The 15,492-nt window shown below is 60.7% G+C and carries 11 protein-coding genes and 2 pseudogenes; 9 read left to right on the forward strand and 4 right to left on the reverse strand.

The features are described from left to right. Positions 1-40: 40 nt before the first annotated feature. The 5 genes from AB4O23_RS09155 (at position 41) to AB4O23_RS09175 (ending at position 5,491) form a co-directional block, all read left to right on the forward strand. Positions 41-682 carry a YfgM family protein gene (locus AB4O23_RS09155; protein ID WP_017530012.1) on the forward strand — a complete coding sequence of 214 codons (642 nt, stop codon included), beginning with the start codon at positions 41-43 and terminating at the stop codon, positions 680-682. Further along, on the forward strand, positions 675-1,826 hold the full coding sequence (gene bamB / locus AB4O23_RS09160) for an outer membrane protein assembly factor BamB (RefSeq protein WP_460147224.1): 1,152 nt from the start codon (positions 675-677) through the stop codon (positions 1,824-1,826). The genes AB4O23_RS09155 and bamB overlap by 8 nt, the downstream gene beginning before the upstream one ends. Before the next feature lie 134 nt (positions 1,827-1,960). After that, positions 1,961-3,430 carry a ribosome biogenesis GTPase Der gene (gene der / locus AB4O23_RS09165; RefSeq protein WP_017530010.1) on the forward strand — a complete coding sequence of 490 codons (1,470 nt, stop codon included), beginning with the start codon at positions 1,961-1,963 and terminating at the stop codon, positions 3,428-3,430. Between the two features lie 133 nt (positions 3,431-3,563). Next, on the forward strand, positions 3,564-4,712 hold the full coding sequence (locus AB4O23_RS09170; RefSeq protein WP_017530009.1) for a pyridoxal phosphate-dependent aminotransferase: 1,149 nt from the start codon (positions 3,564-3,566) through the stop codon (positions 4,710-4,712). Then, positions 4,700-5,491: an amidohydrolase gene (locus tag AB4O23_RS09175; protein WP_068936957.1), complete on the forward strand. Its 792-nt coding sequence runs from the start codon at positions 4,700-4,702 to the stop codon at positions 5,489-5,491. The genes AB4O23_RS09170 and AB4O23_RS09175 overlap by 13 nt, the downstream gene beginning before the upstream one ends. Positions 5,492-5,659: 168 nt before the next feature. Here the strand turns inward: AB4O23_RS09175 and leuA are convergent, their stop codons facing one another. From leuA to AB4O23_RS09195, 4 genes and pseudogenes are all read right to left on the reverse strand, one after another. Then, positions 5,660-7,342: a 2-isopropylmalate synthase gene (leuA, locus tag AB4O23_RS09180; RefSeq protein WP_217855351.1), complete on the reverse strand. Its 1,683-nt coding sequence runs from the start codon at positions 7,340-7,342 to the stop codon at positions 5,660-5,662. A 324-nt stretch (positions 7,343-7,666) separates the two neighbouring features. After that, positions 7,667-8,489, reverse strand: a pseudogene (locus tag AB4O23_RS09185) (peptidoglycan DD-metalloendopeptidase family protein). A 3-nt stretch (positions 8,490-8,492) separates the two neighbouring features. Beyond that, positions 8,493-9,872 (reverse strand): exodeoxyribonuclease VII large subunit, encoded by a 1,380-nt coding sequence (gene xseA / locus AB4O23_RS09190; protein ID WP_017530005.1) that lies wholly within the window; start codon positions 9,870-9,872, stop codon positions 8,493-8,495. A 10-nt stretch (positions 9,873-9,882) separates the two neighbouring features. Then, positions 9,883-10,773 (reverse strand): LysR family transcriptional regulator, encoded by an 891-nt coding sequence (locus AB4O23_RS09195; RefSeq protein ID WP_460150440.1) that lies wholly within the window; start codon positions 10,771-10,773, stop codon positions 9,883-9,885. A 99-nt stretch (positions 10,774-10,872) separates the two neighbouring features. Between AB4O23_RS09195 and AB4O23_RS09200 the strand changes: the two genes are divergently transcribed. From AB4O23_RS09200 to guaA, 4 genes and pseudogenes are all read left to right on the forward strand, one after another. Next, positions 10,873-11,640 carry a sulfite exporter TauE/SafE family protein gene (locus AB4O23_RS09200; RefSeq protein WP_017530003.1) on the forward strand — a complete coding sequence of 256 codons (768 nt, stop codon included), beginning with the start codon at positions 10,873-10,875 and terminating at the stop codon, positions 11,638-11,640. Between the two features lie 66 nt (positions 11,641-11,706). Then, positions 11,707-12,255: a hypothetical protein gene (locus tag AB4O23_RS09205; RefSeq protein ID WP_017530002.1), complete on the forward strand. Its 549-nt coding sequence runs from the start codon at positions 11,707-11,709 to the stop codon at positions 12,253-12,255. Between the two features lie 104 nt (positions 12,256-12,359). Beyond that, entirely contained in the window at positions 12,360-13,829 is a 1,470-nt protein-coding gene (gene guaB / locus AB4O23_RS09210) for an IMP dehydrogenase (protein ID WP_017530001.1), read from the forward strand. An 80-nt stretch (positions 13,830-13,909) separates the two neighbouring features. Then, positions 13,910-15,486 (forward strand): annotated as a pseudogene (gene guaA / locus AB4O23_RS09215) (glutamine-hydrolyzing GMP synthase). Positions 15,487-15,492: the final 6 nt, after the last annotated feature.

The following is a 15,492-nucleotide window of genomic DNA, read 5'->3' on the forward strand; positions in this document are numbered from 1 at the left end:
GCTGTCGAACAGCCGAATTTAGCGATTAAGGAGTGTTGGGGTGTCGAGTACTGATGATGAGCAACTGGCCGAGTTCAAGGACTGGTGGCAGCGTAACGGCAAGCCTCTGGTTACCGGCGGTCTGCTGGCTTTAGTGGTGGTGTTCGGCTGGCAAGCCTGGCACAAGTATCAGGCCAACCAGTCCCAGGGCGCCTCGATCCTCTATCAGCAACTGCTGGAAACCACGCTGACGCCTAGCGGCAAGCCCGATCCGGCGCAAGTTGCGGACCTGGCCGGCAAGCTGAAAAACGAATTCGGCGGTAGCACCTACGCCCAATACGGTAGCCTGTTCGTCGCGAAAGTTGCGGTCGACACCGGTAAGCTGGATGACGCTGGCGCAGAACTCAAGGCAATCGCTGACAAGCCAGCCAACCCGACCCTGGGCGAAATCGCACGTCAGCGTCTGGCCCAGGTACTGGCGGCACAAAATAAGGCTGACGAAGCACTCAAACTGCTCGACGGCGATGCGGACAAGGCATTTGTAGCCACTCGCGAAGAGCTCAAGGGCGACCTGTTGGTCCAATTGGGTCGTACCGACGAAGCCAATGCTGCGTATAAAAAAGCCAAGGCGGCGCTGTCTGATGAAGCGGCGGTCGGTGGCTTACAAATCAAGCTGGACGACTTGGCCAAAGGGGATGCGTGACGTGATCCGTTGGAAACATGCAGCATTGCTGGCTCTGGCCGTTCTGGCCGCGGGTTGCAGCAGCAACAGTAAAAAAGAACTGCCACCGGCGGAGCTGACCAGTTTCAAGGAAGAAGTGGTCCTGCAAAAGCAGTGGAGCCGCTCCATCGGTGACGGTCAGGGCGAAACCTACAACATGTTGGTACCGGCAATCGACGGTGACAACATTGTGGCCGCTGACGTGACCGGCGTGGTGATCTCCATGGATCGCATGAACGGCGACGTCAAGTGGAAGAAAGACCTCGAGTTGCCAGTGTCCGGCGCCGTAGGCGTGGGTTACGGCCTGGTGATGGTCGGCACGCTGAAAGGTGAGGTCGTAGCCCTGGATTCCAGCACCGGTGAAGAGAAATGGCGCGCTCGCGTGACCAGTGAAGTCCTCGCGCCGCCTGCCACCAACGGCGATATCGTCGTGGTACAAACTCAGGACGACCGTGTCATCGGCCTGGATGCCAGCACCGGCGAACAGCGTTGGTTGTACGACAGCACCCCTGCGGTGTTGACCCTGCGCGGTACCAGTGGTCCGGTTGTGACCAACAATCTGGCCGTTGCAGGCCTGTCGACCGGTAAAGTGGTCGCCCTGGACACCCAGAACGGCGTGCCGACCTGGGAAACCCGTGTGGCCATCCCGCAAGGTCGTTCGGAACTGGATCGCGTCGTGGACATCGATGGTGGCTTGCTGCTGTCGGGTGAAACCCTTTATGTCGCCACCTACCAGGGCCGCGTTGCCGCGCTGGACCTGCAAAGCGGCCGCGTCAATTGGCAGCGTGATGCTTCCAGCTACGCCGGTGTCGCCCAAGGGTTTGGCAGCGTCTACGTCAGCCTGGCGTCCGGCACCGTTGAAAGTGTCGACGAGCGTTCCACCACTGCATTGTGGAGCAACGACTCCCTGGCTCGCCGTCAGCTGTCGGCACCGGAAGTATTCTCCAGCTACGTGGCGGTCGGCGACTTCGAAGGCTACCTGCACCTGCTGAGCCAGGTGGACGGTCGCTTTGTAGGTCGTGAGCGTATCGACAGCGACGGCCTGCGTGCGCGTCCGCTGGTGGTGGGTAACATGCTTTATGTGTATGGCAACAGCGGCAAGCTGGAAGCCCTGACCATCAAGTAAGAACGATGCTTGGGGTAACACCCAGGCGGCCCTGCTTCGGCGGGGCATGCGGCATCTGACGATGCTGCCCCGAGCACCAGCCGCTGCCTTGCAGCGGCTTTTGTATTTTCTGAAATAACGAAGTGGAGAGCCGCATGGTTCCCGTAATCGCCCTGGTGGGCCGACCTAACGTCGGCAAGTCCACCTTGTTCAACCGCCTGACCAGGACTCGCGACGCCATCGTCGGCGACTTGTCCGGTCTGACCCGTGATCGCCAATACGGTGAGGCAAAGTGGCAAGGGCGCTCCTATATTATTGTCGACACTGGGGGTATCTCCGGTGACGAGCATGGCATGGACGAAAAAATGGCCGAGCAGTCGCTGCTGGCCATTGAAGAAGCCGATGTCGTGTTGTTCCTGGTGGACGCCCGTGCGGGCTACACCGCTGCCGACCAGATGATTGGCGAGCACCTGCGCAAGCGCAACAAGCGTTCCTACTTGATCGCCAACAAGATCGATAACATCGATCCTGAGCAGGCCCGTGCCGAATTCAGCCCGATGGGCCTGGGCGACGCAATCCCTATCGCTGGCGCCCACGGTCGCGGCATCACCCAAATGCTGGAAATTGCCCTGCGCGATTTCCCCAAGGATGACGCTGAGGAAGAGGAAGGCGAGGAAGAGATCGTTGCCGAAGGTGAGGAAGCCAAGCGCATTCCTGGCCCAAGTGAAAAAGACGGCATCAAGATCGCCATCATCGGCCGCCCGAACGTCGGCAAGTCGACCCTGGTCAACCGCATGCTCGGTGAAGACCGCGTCATCGTCTATGACCAGCCCGGCACCACTCGCGACAGCATCTACATCCCGTTTGAGCGTAACGACGAGAAGTACACGCTGATCGACACCGCCGGTGTGCGCAAACGCGGCAAGATCCACGAGGAAGTTGAAAAGTTCTCCGTGGTCAAAACCCTGCAAGCGATCAAAGACGCCAACGTGGTGATCTTTGTGATGGATGCCCGCGAAGGCGTGGTGGACCACGACCTCAACCTGCTGGGGTTTGCCCTGGAAGCCGGTAGGGCGTTGGTAATCGCGATCAACAAGTGGGACGGCATGACGCCGAGCGAGCGCGATTTCGTCAAGATCGAGCTGCAGCGTCGCCTGTTCTTCGTTGAGTTTGCCGATATCCACTTTATCTCGGCCCTGCACGGTACCGGCGTGGGCAACCTCTACGCGTCCGTGCAGAACTCGTTCAAGTCCGCGGTGACCCGCTGGCCGACCAACCGCCTCACCCAGATCCTGGAAGATGCGGTCGGCGAGCACGCGCCGCCGATGGTCAACAACCGCCGGATCAAACTGCGTTACGCCCACCTGGGCGGTGCCAACCCGCCGATTATCGTGATCCACGGTAACCAGATCGAGAAGGTGCCCAAGTCCTACGTGCGTTATTTGGAAAACACCTACCGCCGTGTCTTGAAACTGGTCGGTACGCCGATCCGTATCGAGTTCAAGGGTGGCGAGAACCCATACGAAGGCAACAAGAACACACTGACCGACCGTCAGGTGAACAAGAAGCGTCGTTTGATGACTCACCACAAGAAGGCCGACAAGAAGCGCCGCGATAAGAAATAGCAGCCGCTTCACGTTAAGCGACACGCTGCAAGAGAGGGCTCCCTTGGAGCCCTTTTTTGTGTCCGGTGGTTTGTCGCTTGACCCGCTTGCAGCTTGCAGCTTAAAACTTGCAGCTCACCCGAAGGGGGCTCCCATGATCACCAGCAAGCTGCCGAATGTCGGCACGACTATTTTCACCACCATGTCACAACTCGCCGCCGAAACCGGCGCGCTCAACCTGTCCCAGGGGTTCCCCGACTTCAATGGCCCCCAGGGTTTGCTCGACGCCGTGGGCAAACACGTTGCCAGCGGCCATAACCAATATTCCCCGATGACCGGCCTGCCGGCGTTGCGCCAGCAGGTAGCGGCCAAGATCGCGCGCAGCTACGGCGCCACGGTCAATGCCGACACCGAAGTGACCATCACCCCCGGCGCCACCGCCGCGATTTTCTGTGCGATCCAGGCCGTGATTCGAAGCGGCGACGAAGTCATCGTGTTCGACCCCAGCTACGACAGCTACGAGCCTTCGGTGGAACTGGCCGGGGGCCGGTGCGTGCATGTGCAACTGAGCCTGCCGGGCTTTGCGCTGGACTTCGAGCAGATCCAGGCCGCGCTGTCGCCCCGCACGCGCATGATCATCCTCAACACGCCGCACAACCCCACAGGCGCGCTGATCAGCCGTGCCGAGCTGGACCAACTGGCCGACCTGATCCGCGACCGTGACATCTACCTGGTCAGCGACGAGGTCTACGAACACTTGGTATTCGATGGCGTGCCTCATGTCAGCGTGCTGGCTCACGAAGAGCTGTATCAGCGTGCTTTCGTGGTCAGTTCGTTTGGCAAGACCTACCACGTCACCGGTTGGAAAACCGGCTACGTCGTCGCGCCGCCCGCGCTCACCGCAGAACTGCGCAAGGTGCACCAGTACGTCAATTTCTGCGGCGTGACGCCATTGCAGTTCGCGCTGGCCGACTTCATGGCCGACCACCCGGAACATGTCGACGAACTACCGGCGTTCTACCAGGCCAAGCGCGACCTGTTCTGTGACCTGCTGGCGCCGTCGCGTTTCAGCTTTGCGCGGGTTACCGGTACCTACTTCCAGCTGGTGGATTACTCCCGGATTCGCCCCGACCTGGACGACGTGGCCATGTCGCTGTGGATGACCCGTGAGCACGGCGTGGCCACTATCCCAGTCTCGGTGTTCTACCAGAACCCACCCCAGGGCCAGCGCCTGGTGCGTCTGTGCTTCGCCAAACGCGAGGAGACGCTGCGACAAGCAGCTGAAAAACTATGCGTGATCTGAGTGCACTGCCGAATCTGAATATTGCTTTGATCCAGACCACATTGGCCTGGCACGACCGCCAAGCCAATCTTGATCACTTCGAGTTGCTGCTGGCACAGGCCAAAGGCGCCGATTTGATCGTGCTGCCGGAGATGTTCACGACCGGGTTTTCCATGGCGTCGGCCGCCCTGGCCGAGCCTGAAAACGGTCCGACCCATGTTTGGCTCCAAGCCCAGGCGGCAACGTACAACGCGGTGATCACTGGCAGCGTGATCATCCAGGCTGCCGACGGCAGTCACCGCAACCGCCTGCTGTGGGCACGGCCGGATGGCGAGGTGTTGCACTATGACAAGCGCCATCTGTTCCGTATGGCGGGTGAACACGATCACTACACCCCCGGCGAGCGCCAGGTGCAGGTCGAGTTGAAGGGCTGGCGCATTCGGCCGCTGATTTGCTATGACCTGCGCTTCCCGGTGTGGAGCCGCGATGCCCAGGATACGGACCTGCTGTTGTACACCGCCAACTGGCCGGGCGCGCGGCGTCAGCACTGGAACCGTCTACTGCCGGCGCGGGCGATTGAAAACCTGTGCTATGTGGCGGCGGTGAATCGGGTGGGCACGGACGGCAAAGGCTTTGCCTATACCGGCGACAGCCAGGTGCTGGATTTCCAGGGCGAAACCTTGCTGAGTGCGGGGGAGGCGGACGGGGTGTTCCAGGTGATGCTGGATGCGGCCGAGTTGTCTGCTTATCGCAGCCGATTCCCGGCGAACCTGGATGCCGATAGCTTTCAGTTTGTCTGACAGACCGCTATCGGGGGCAAGCCCCTCCCACACCTTGATTTGTGAATATATTCAAAATGTGGGAGGGGGCTTGAACCCGATGAGGCGCTATCAGGCAACCCAAATCTGAAACTCAATAAAAAGGCCCCTGGATTCTCAGCCAGGGGCCTTTTGCATTGCGACGATAGCTTACGCCGCCTTCGTCGCTTCTTGCTGGCTCAACGAACGATTCAGTGCGCTGAACAGCGCCTTGAAGCTGGCGGTGGTGATGTTTTCGTCAATGCCCACACCGTGCACCGGGCGTTCGCCATTCACGCGCAGCTCGATATAGGCCGCCGCCTTGGCGTTGGTGCCCGCGCCGATCGCATGTTCGTTGTAGTCCATGATCTCCACGCCAATCGGCAAACCGGCCACCAGCGCTTCCAGAGCGCCGTTGCCTTTGCCTTTCCAATGCAGGTTGGTCTCGCCCTGGCCCTTGCCGGAAACTTCCACCTCGACAAAACTGTTGCCGTTCTCTTCCTGCAAGCGATGGCTGACCAGCGCGTACGGGGTGTTGGCTTGCAGGTACTCGCGTTGCAGCAAGGCGTAGATCTGCGGTGCGGTCATTTCCAGGCCCACGCGGTCGGTTTCGGCCTGTACCACCTGGCTGAACTCAATCTGCATGCGACGCGGCAAGCTGATGTCGTATTCCTGCTCCAGCAGGTAGGCGATACCGCCTTTACCCGACTGGCTGTTCACACGAATCACTGCTTCGTAGCTGCGTCCGATGTCGGCCGGGTCGATCGGCAAGTACGGCACTTCCCACAGGGCATCGTCTTTCTGCTGGCTGAAACCTTTGCGGATGGCGTCCTGGTGGGAGCCGGAGAACGCGGTGTGCACCAGGTCGCCGACGTACGGGTGACGCGGGTGCACCTGGATCTGGTTGCACTCTTCAACCACTTTGCGCACGCCATCGATGTCGGAGAAATCCAGCTGCGGGTCGAGGCCCTGGGTGTACATGTTCAGTGCCACGGTTACCAGATCGACGTTGCCGGTGCGCTCGCCATTGCCGAACAGGCAGCCTTCGACACGGTCGGCGCCGGCCATCAGGCCCAGCTCGGTGGCGGCTACGCCGGTGCCACGGTCGTTGTGGGTGTGCAAGCTGATGATCACGCTGTCACGACGGTTGATATGGCGACCGAACCACTCGATCTGGTCGGCATAGATATTCGGCGTTGCGCATTCGACAGTGGCCGGCAGGTTGAGGATCATCTTGTGCTCAGGCGTCGGGTTCCACACCTCGATCACTGCATCACAGACTTCCTTGGCGAATTCCAGCTCAGTGGCGCTGAAGGTTTCCGGGGAATACTCGAACGTCCACTGGGTTTCCGGCTGCTGGGCGGCGTATTTGACGAACAGCTTGGCGGCGTTGACCGCGATGGCCTTGATGCCATCCTTGTCCTGGTTGAACACAATACGGCGGAACGACGGCGACGTGGCGTTGTACAAGTGCACGATGGCTTTTTTGGCGCCGCGCAGGGATTCGAACGTACGCGCGATCAAGTCTTCACGGCCCTGGGTCAGCACCTGGATGGTGGTGTCCTCGGGGATGTGGTTGTCTTCGATCAGGGTACGCACGAAGTCAAAGTCGGTTTGCGACGCAGCGGGGAACGAGGCTTCGATTTCCTTCACGCCGACGGCAACCAGGGTCTTCCAGAAGCGCAGCTTTTTCACCGCGTCCATCGGCTCGATCAGCGACTGGTTGCCATCACGCAGGTCGGAACTGCACCAGATCGGCGCGGTGGTGATGGTTTTGGATGGCCAGGTGCGGTCCGGGATGTCGATAGTCGGGAACGCACGGTACTTCGAAGACGGGTCTTTGAGCATGCTCATCGGGAAATCCTTTGTTGTAGGGCCGAGAAAAGGCGGCCTGCCGTAGAACTGTTGTTTGGGGATAAAGCTTGGGGACGAGGCAGATCGATTCAGCCTGGCAGTCGTGCGCTGACGAGGCACAGGCTGCGGTGCTGGCGAAGCTGAATGAGGGTGTGAGAGGTTTTCATAAGCTCAACCCTAACCGTCGGGGTGAAAGATGGCAAGCAGTCGCTAAAAATTGAGAGAAGTTCTTTTATATTCGTGAGAAACGGGATTTTATGGTTTGGAATTGCTTGGAGGCTAGATTAAATTGCGCTTCGGTTATCCAGCGCGCAATCGCTTCATTCAAGGTTGGAACGCCCCGATGAAAATCGCCGGGTCGACCCGCGCATCGTTCAGGCTCACATTCCAGTGCATATGGGGGCCGGTGGCGCGGCCAGTCGCGCCGACCTTGCCCACCACCGTACCGCGTACCAGTTGCTGGCCCACCTTCACGTCGATCTTGGACATATGGCAGAACATGCTGATAAAGCCCTGGCCGTGGTCGACGAATACGGTATTGCCGTTAAAGAAGTAGTTACCCACCAGGATCACCTTGCCGTTCGCCGGGGTCTTGATCGGTGTTCCCGCCGGCACCGCAAAATCCAGTCCCGAATGCGGGTTGCGTTCTTCGCCATTGAAGAACCGGCGCACACCGAACTTGCTCGACAGCGGCCCGTTCACCGGCTTATCCAGCACCAGATTGCTCGGCAGGTTGGGGCTGAAGCTGCGATAGAGCCTTGATCTGCACCGCCAGTTCCGCCTCGATGCGCTTGAGTTGCGCGGGGGCCGGGTTGACCTGGCTTTTGTTCTTCAAGGTGATGCGCTGTTCCGGGTATTTCTTGTAGCCGACGATAAACGGCAGGCTGCGCCCGCCACTGCTGATGCGCTCGTTACCCGGCTTGACGCTCAACGGGATGCCGACAATCGCCAGCCAATTGTCCTGCTCCTTGACCACCAGCACCGGTTTGCCCTGATAGCTGGCCTTGGGCGCGCCGGCCGAAGGCCCGAGGTCGACCACTGCAACGCCCCCCGGCACCGGTTTGTTCAAGGTGCGACTGATGTAGCTATCGGCATGCGCGTTAAAGGCCAGGCACAGCAGCAGCAACAAACTTAAGAAACGTGGCATCAATCAATCCAATAACGAAAGGGTGACGGGTGTGAGGTGGTTGTCTTCCACCCGCACTTGCAATTGGCCTTCGCCGAGACGCGCGGTGAGGCGCTGGCCGGTGTGGGTTTGCGCCGCGTTGCGGATGGCCTGGCCCCGTTCATCCAGCAGGATGCTGTAGCCACGGCCCAGGGTTGCCAGCGGGCTGACCACCTGTAGCGTCTGCACCTGGCTTTGCAGTTGCAGGCGCCGTGCCTTGAGGCCTTCGCGCATGGCGCGGGGCAGGCGTTCGGCAAGGCTGTCCAGGCGCTGGCGCAGCAGGGCCAACTGGCGGCCAGGGTGCTGACCGGCAAGGCGGGTTTCCAGGCGGATCAAGCGTTCGCGGCGGGTATTGAGGCTGCGCTCGAATGCTCGGCGCAGGCGCATGTCCAGATCGTCCAAGCGCTGAGCCTGCTGGCGCAGGCGCTCGCCGGGGTGGCGCAGGCGACGCGCCATGCCTTCCAGGCGCAAGCGGTTGTGGGCCAGGCGATTGCGCATCAGCATCACCAGGCGGCGATGCAGGTTTTCCACCTGGCGCACGAGGTGACTGGCGTCCGGCGCCAGCAGTTCAGCGGCGGCAGACGGGGTGGGCGCGCGCACATCCGCCACGAAGTCGCTGATGGACACATCGGTTTCATGGCCCACGGCGCTGACGATCGGGGTGACGCAAGCATCCACCGCGCGCGCCACGGCCTCTTCGTTGAAGCACCAGAGGTCTTCCAGCGAGCCGCCGCCACGCGCCAGGATCAGCGCGTCAAAGCCACGTGCGTCGGCGAGTTTCAGCGCACGCACAATCTGCGCGATTGCTTCGCGGCCTTGCACGGCCGTCGGGATCAGAGTCAGTTCAATGTTCGGCGCGCGGCGGCGGAACACACTGATGATGTCGCGTATCACCGCACCGGTAGGCGAGCTGATAATGCCGATGCGCCGAGGGTGGGCCGGCAGCGGCACCTTGCGCTCGGCACTGAACAGGCCTTCGGCGCTGAGCTTTTCCTTCAACGCATCGAAGGCCAGGCGCAGTGCGCCGTCACCGGCCGGCTCCACGGTGTCGAGGATCAGTTGGTAATCGCCACGGCCTTCGAACAGCGAGACCTTGCCGCGCACTTTCACCGCCAGGCCATCCTTCAGCGCCTGGCGCACCCGGGCGGCGTTATTGCGAAACAGGGCGCAACGCACCTGCGCACCGCTGTCCTTGAGGGTGAAGTACACGTGGCCGGAGGCCGGGCGGGCGAGGTTGGAGATCTCGCCTTCGACCCAGATATTGGTGAATACGTCTTCCAGCAACACCCGCGCACGGCCGTTGAGTTGGCTGACAGTCAGGACTTCGCGGTCCAGGCCCAGGCGGGCAAAGGGGTCTTTAATCATGGGCGGCAGTTTATAGGCATTCGCGCAAGGTTTGGCAGAATTGCTCCACCAGCGGGCCCGGTGCCTGCTGGCAGGTCAGCGCCACGGTGCTCAGGCAGTCCGGGTCGGCCAGGGGTAAAAAACGCACATTGGCGGGGGCGATGTCCTGCATGGATTCTGGTAACAAGGCTATGCCGAAACCGGCCTGGATCAGTTGCAACTGGGTGGTCTTGCGCGACATGACGCGCGCCGCCTTGGGGAAAAATCCGGCACGCATGCACAGTTCAGCCGACAGATAGCTCAGGCCACCGCGCTGAGGGTGAGGGATCGAGATAAACGCCTCATCCTTGAGTTGCCCCAGTTCGATGGGCTTGTCGGTGTGTGATAACGGGTGATTCGACGGCACCGCCAGCAACACCTGTTCGCTATATAAAGGCAATACGCTCACCCCCTCGCGCTGGCGCAACACCGGCAAGCGCAGCAGGCCGATTTCCAGGCGGCCCTCGGCGATCTCTTCCAACTGGGCTTCGGAGGACAATTTGACGATATTCATCGACACCTCGGGGCAGCGTGCCAGCCAGGTACTGATGCCCTGCAACAAACGACCACTCATCGGCACGGTGCTCGAATGGCTGAGGCGCAGGGTGCCGAGCTGGCCATTGCCGACTTGGGTAGCCAGTTCGCTGGCCTTGAGCAACTCACTCAGCAGGTTGCGCGCCCGTGGGTAAAAGGCTTCGCCGGCGGCGGTCAGGCGCGGTTGGCGCGCGGTGCGCTCGAACAGCGGTGTTTGCAGCTGGGTTTCGAGGGCCTTGATTTGCCGGCTCAGGGCCGATTGCGCCACGAACAGGCGTTCGGCGGCCGTGCTGAAGCTGCCACTGTCGGCGATTTCGACGAAGTAGCGCAGTTGGCGGGTGGAGATCACGCGTCATGCCTTTTCGAGATGGGTAGAGGGCTTTGAAGATATTAGTCGCATCGCTCGTTGATGGCTAAAGTAAAGGCCGTCTCTTTCAAGGAATGACCCATGAGCCCGGTTGAACTGATGAGTCAGTGGTCGTTTGGTGGTACGGATTGGCTGGTAATCGGCCTGGGTGTGGTGGTGGCGTACATCGTGTTCGGTATCGCCGGCTTCGGTACGGCGCTGGTGGCCGGGCCTGTCTTGATTCTGTTCATGCCGCTGTCGAAGATCATCCCGTTGCTGGTATTGCTCGATTTTGTCGCAGCCTTTGGCGGCCTGCTGCAAACACGACGGGATGTGAACAAAGCGGAGCTGCTGCGCCTGTTGCCGTGCATGGCCATCGGTTGCACATTGGGCGTGGTGTTTTTGCTCAACCTGCATTCAGACCTGTTGCTGCTGTTGATGGGGCTGTTTATCACCGCCTATGCCCTTTACACCCTGGCGGTGAAAGCGCGGCCGACGCAATTGGCGGCGGCTTGGTCGATCCCCATGGGCACTGTCGGCGGGTTGTTTGGTGCGCTGTTCGGCAGTGGTGGCTTTTTATATGCGATCTACCTGAACAGCCGCCTGCCCAAGGATGCGGCGCGGGCGACGCAAAGCGCGCTGATCAGTTGCAGCACAGTGGTGCGCCTGAGCTTGTTCCTGATTGCCGGGGTGTACGCTGATTTGCCGCTATTGATGTTGGCGCTGTGCCTGCTGCCGGCGATGGCCGTGGGGTTGTGGTGCGGGCGCAGGTTGACGATGCGCATGTCCCGTGAAGCGTTTGTACGGTTGGTGACATGGCTGGTGCTGGCCAGCGGCATTGCGTTGATCGGGCGGTATTTGAGTACTTGACCTGTGTGGGGCAGGGATTAAGCTGCCTACCCCCGATGGCGTCAGCAGCCACACCGCAGGACTCCCATGAACTCCCAAAGTATCCTTGTTCCGAAAATCTCCACCTTGCCCGTCCATGAACCCCGCGCCCGGGCGATCGTGCGCTGGCTGGTGCGCAAGAACATCATCAAGGAAGAACTGACCACCTGCGGGCGCACCGGCAACCGCATGGCCTACGCCTTGGCTGACGGTGCCCGCGCCGTGGTGCTGTACCCCGAGGCGCTGCCGTTCAATGAACCGGTCAACGGCCTGGAGATCATCTATAAGCGTTGCATCTATACGCCGGCCAAGGGCTTTCTCGAAGAGGCCGGCTGCCCGGAGTGCCGCAAGGAAGTGGGTGAAGCGCTGTTCGAAAGCCTGGAAGACTGGATGCCCGGCCACACCGATAACTTCACCTGCCCGCTGTGTGGGCATGAAGATGACATCAACGGCTTCCTGTTCCTGCAGGAGTGCGGGTTTTCCAACCTGGGATTTATCTTCAACAACTGGGCGGAGGCCGGTTTCAAGCAGAGCTTTATCGACGAATTTGCCGATTGGCTGGACCAGAAGATCAGCTGGGTCAAAGTCGAGCTTTAATCCATCTATCAGTATTACCAAGTTTGTCAGAGTTTTACATTGAGCCCGACAGGGTGCATGTATATAATGGCGCGCTTCCATTTTCCCGCTCGGGAGCCCCCGCGATGCTGCGTATCAGCCAAGAAGCTCTGACATTCGACGACATTCTCCTAGTGCCCGGTTATTCCGAGGTGCTTCCTAACGAAGTCAGTCTCAAGACCCGCCTAACCCGTGGCATCGAGCTGAATATTCCCCTGGTTTCCGCTGCGATGGACACCGTTACCGAAGCCCGCCTGGCCATTGCCATGGCGCAGGAAGGCGGTATCGGGATCATCCACAAGAACATGACCATCGAGCAGCAAGCTGCCGAAGTGCGCAAGGTCAAGCGGTACGAAGCCGGTGTGGTGAAAGATCCGATCACCATCGAGGCCGACGCCACTGTGCGTGACCTGTTCGACCTGACCCGCCTGCACAACATCTCCGGTGTTCCCGTGCTGCACGATGGCGACCTGGTCGGCATCGTCACTTCCCGTGACGTGCGTTTCGAAAACCGTCTTGAAGTCACCGTCCGCGAAGTGATGACGCCCAAAGAGCGTCTGGTCACTGTCAAGGAAGGCGCCGACAAGAACGATGTGCGTGAACTGCTGCACAAGCACCGCATCGAGCGCGTGCTGATCGTCGACGACAAATTCGCCCTCAAAGGCATGATGACTGTCAACGACATCGAAAAAGCCAAGGCTTACCCGCTGGCCAGCAAGGATGACCAAGGTCGCCTGCGCGTGGGTGCTGCCGTCGGTACCGGTAAAGACACCGGTGACCGCGTTGCCGCGCTGGTTGCCGCCGGTGTGGACGTGGTAGTGGTCGACACTGCCCACGGCCATTCCAAAGGCGTGATCGACCGCGTGCGCTGGGTCAAGCAGAACTTCCCAGAGGTGCAGGTGATCGGCGGTAACATCGCCACCGGCGCTGCCGCCAAGGCCCTGGCCGAAGCCGGCGCCGATGCAGTCAAGGTCGGTATCGGCCCAGGCTCGATCTGCACCACGCGTATCGTCGCCGGTGTAGGCGTGCCGCAAATCAGCGCCATCGCCAACGTCGCCGCAGCCCTTGAGGGCACTGGCGTGCCATTGATCGCCGACGGCGGCATCCGTTTCTCCGGTGACCTGTCCAAGGCCATCGTGGCCGGTGCTTCCTGCGTGATGATGGGCTCGATGTTCGCCGGTACCGAAGAGGCGCCGGGCGAGATCGAACTGTTCCAGGGCCGTTCGTACAAGGCTTACCGTGGCATGGGTTCGCTGGGCGCCATGTCCCAGGCCCAGGGCTCGTCCGACCGTTACTTCCAGGACTCCTCGGCAGGCGCCGAGAAGCTCGTACCGGAAGGCATCGAGGGCCGTGTGCCGTACAAGGGCACCCTGAGCGCCATCATCCATCAACTGATGGGCGGCCTGCGTTCTTCGATGGGTTACACCGGCAGCGCCAACATCGAAGAAATGCGCACCAAGCCAGAGTTCGTACGGATCACCGGCGCCGGCATGGCTGAATCCCATGTCCACGACGTGCAGATCACCAAGGAAGCGCCAAACTACCGCGTAGGTTGAGGCTTCCAGCAAAATGTTAAGTAACCGGGGCTGTTCTTCAGCCCCGAGTTGTTTCTGATTCATTAGACGAGACTGACTTCATGGCCCTCGACATTCACGCCCACCGCATCCTGATCCTCGACTTCGGTTCCCAGTACACCCAGCTGATCGCTCGCCGCGTGCGTGAAATCGGTGTGTACTGCGAACTGCATCCGTTCGACATGGATGACGAAGCGATCCGCGAATTCGCACCTAAAGGCGTCATCCTCGCCGGTGGCCCCGAGTCCGTGCACGAAGCCAACAGCCCGCGTTGCCCGCAAGCCGTATTCGACCTGGGCGTACCGGTGTTCGGCATCTGCTACGGCATGCAGACCATGGCCGAGCAACTGGGCGGCAAGGTCGAAGGCTCCGAACTGCGTGAATTCGGTTATGCCCGTGTCGACGTGGTCGGCAAGAGCCGCCTGCTGGACGGCATCGAAGACCACATCGACGCCGACGGCCTGTTCGGCCTCGACGTGTGGATGAGCCACGGTGACAAGGTCACCAAAATGCCGGAAGACTTCCACATCCTGGCCAGCACCCCGAGCTGCCCGATCGCCGGCATGTTCAGCGACGAGCGTCGTTACTACGGCGTGCAGTTCCACCCGGAAGTGACCCATACCAAGCAAGGCGGCCGCATCCTGTCGCGTTTCATTCTCGACATTTGCGAGTGTGAAGCCCTGTGGACCCCGTCGAAGATCGCTGAAGACGCCATCGCCCAAGTACGCGCCCAGGTCGGCACCGACAACGTATTGCTCGGCCTGTCCGGCGGCGTTGACTCCTCCGTGGTTGCCGCGCTGCTGCACAAAGCCATCGGCGACCAACTGACCTGCGTATTCGTCGACAACGGCCTGTTGCGCCTGCACGAAGGTGAGCAAGTGATGGCCATGTTCGCCGAGAACATGGGCGTCAAGGTGATTCGCGCCAACGCCGAGGACCAGTTCCTCAACAACCTGGCTGGCGAGTCCGACCCGGAGAAGAAGCGCAAAATCATCGGCCGCACCTTCATCGACGTATTCGATGCCCAGTCCAACAAACTGGACAACATCAAATACCTCGCCCAGGGCACCATCTACCCTGACGTGATCGAGTCGGCCGGCGCCAAGAGCGGCAAGGCCCACGTGATCAAGTCCCACCACAACGTGGGCGGCCTGCCTGAGGAAATGAACCTCAAGCTGGTAGAACCGCTGCGCGAACTGTTCAAGGACGAAGTCCGCCGCCTTGGCCTGGAACTGGCCTGCCGTATGACATGGTCTACCGCCACCCATTCCCGGGCCCTGGCCTGGGCGTGCGCATCCTGGGTGAAGTGAAGAAGGAATACGCCGACCTGCTGCGTCGCGCCGACCACATCTTCATCGAAGAACTGCGCAAGGCCGACTGGTACCACAAAGTCAGCCAGGCGTTCGTGGTGTTCCAGCCAGTGAAGTCCGTTGGCGTTGTAGGCGATGGTCGTCGTTACGCGTGGGTCGTGGCCCTGCGTGCGGTGGAAACCATCGACTTCATGACCGCGCGCTGGGCGCACCTGCCGTATGAACTGCTGGAGACGGTCAGCGGCCGGATCATCAATGAGATCGAAGGTATTTCGCGCGTGACGTATGACGTGTCGAGCAAGCCGCCGGCGACGATTGAGTGGGAATGATTCTGT

The organism is Pseudomonas sp. H2_A10, assembly GCF_054680085.1.

Coding starts and splice junctions, on each gene's coding strand:
- der (WP_017530010.1), top strand. CDS start 1,961: ATGGTTCCCGTAATCGCCCTGGTGGGCCGACCTAACGTCGGCAAGTCC.
- bamB (WP_460147224.1), top strand. CDS start 675: ATGCGTGACGTGATCCGTTGGAAACATGCAGCATTGCTGGCTCTGGCC.
- AB4O23_RS09200 (WP_017530003.1), top strand. CDS start 10,873: ATGAGCCCGGTTGAACTGATGAGTCAGTGGTCGTTTGGTGGTACGGAT.
- leuA (WP_217855351.1), bottom strand. CDS start 7,342: ATGAGCATGCTCAAAGACCCGTCTTCGAAGTACCGTGCGTTCCCGACT.
- AB4O23_RS09205 (WP_017530002.1), top strand. CDS start 11,707: ATGAACTCCCAAAGTATCCTTGTTCCGAAAATCTCCACCTTGCCCGTC.
- xseA (WP_017530005.1), bottom strand. CDS start 9,872: ATGATTAAAGACCCCTTTGCCCGCCTGGGCCTGGACCGCGAAGTCCTG.
- AB4O23_RS09175 (WP_068936957.1), top strand. CDS start 4,700: ATGCGTGATCTGAGTGCACTGCCGAATCTGAATATTGCTTTGATCCAG.
- AB4O23_RS09170 (WP_017530009.1), top strand. CDS start 3,564: ATGATCACCAGCAAGCTGCCGAATGTCGGCACGACTATTTTCACCACC.
- guaB (WP_017530001.1), top strand. CDS start 12,360: ATGCTGCGTATCAGCCAAGAAGCTCTGACATTCGACGACATTCTCCTA.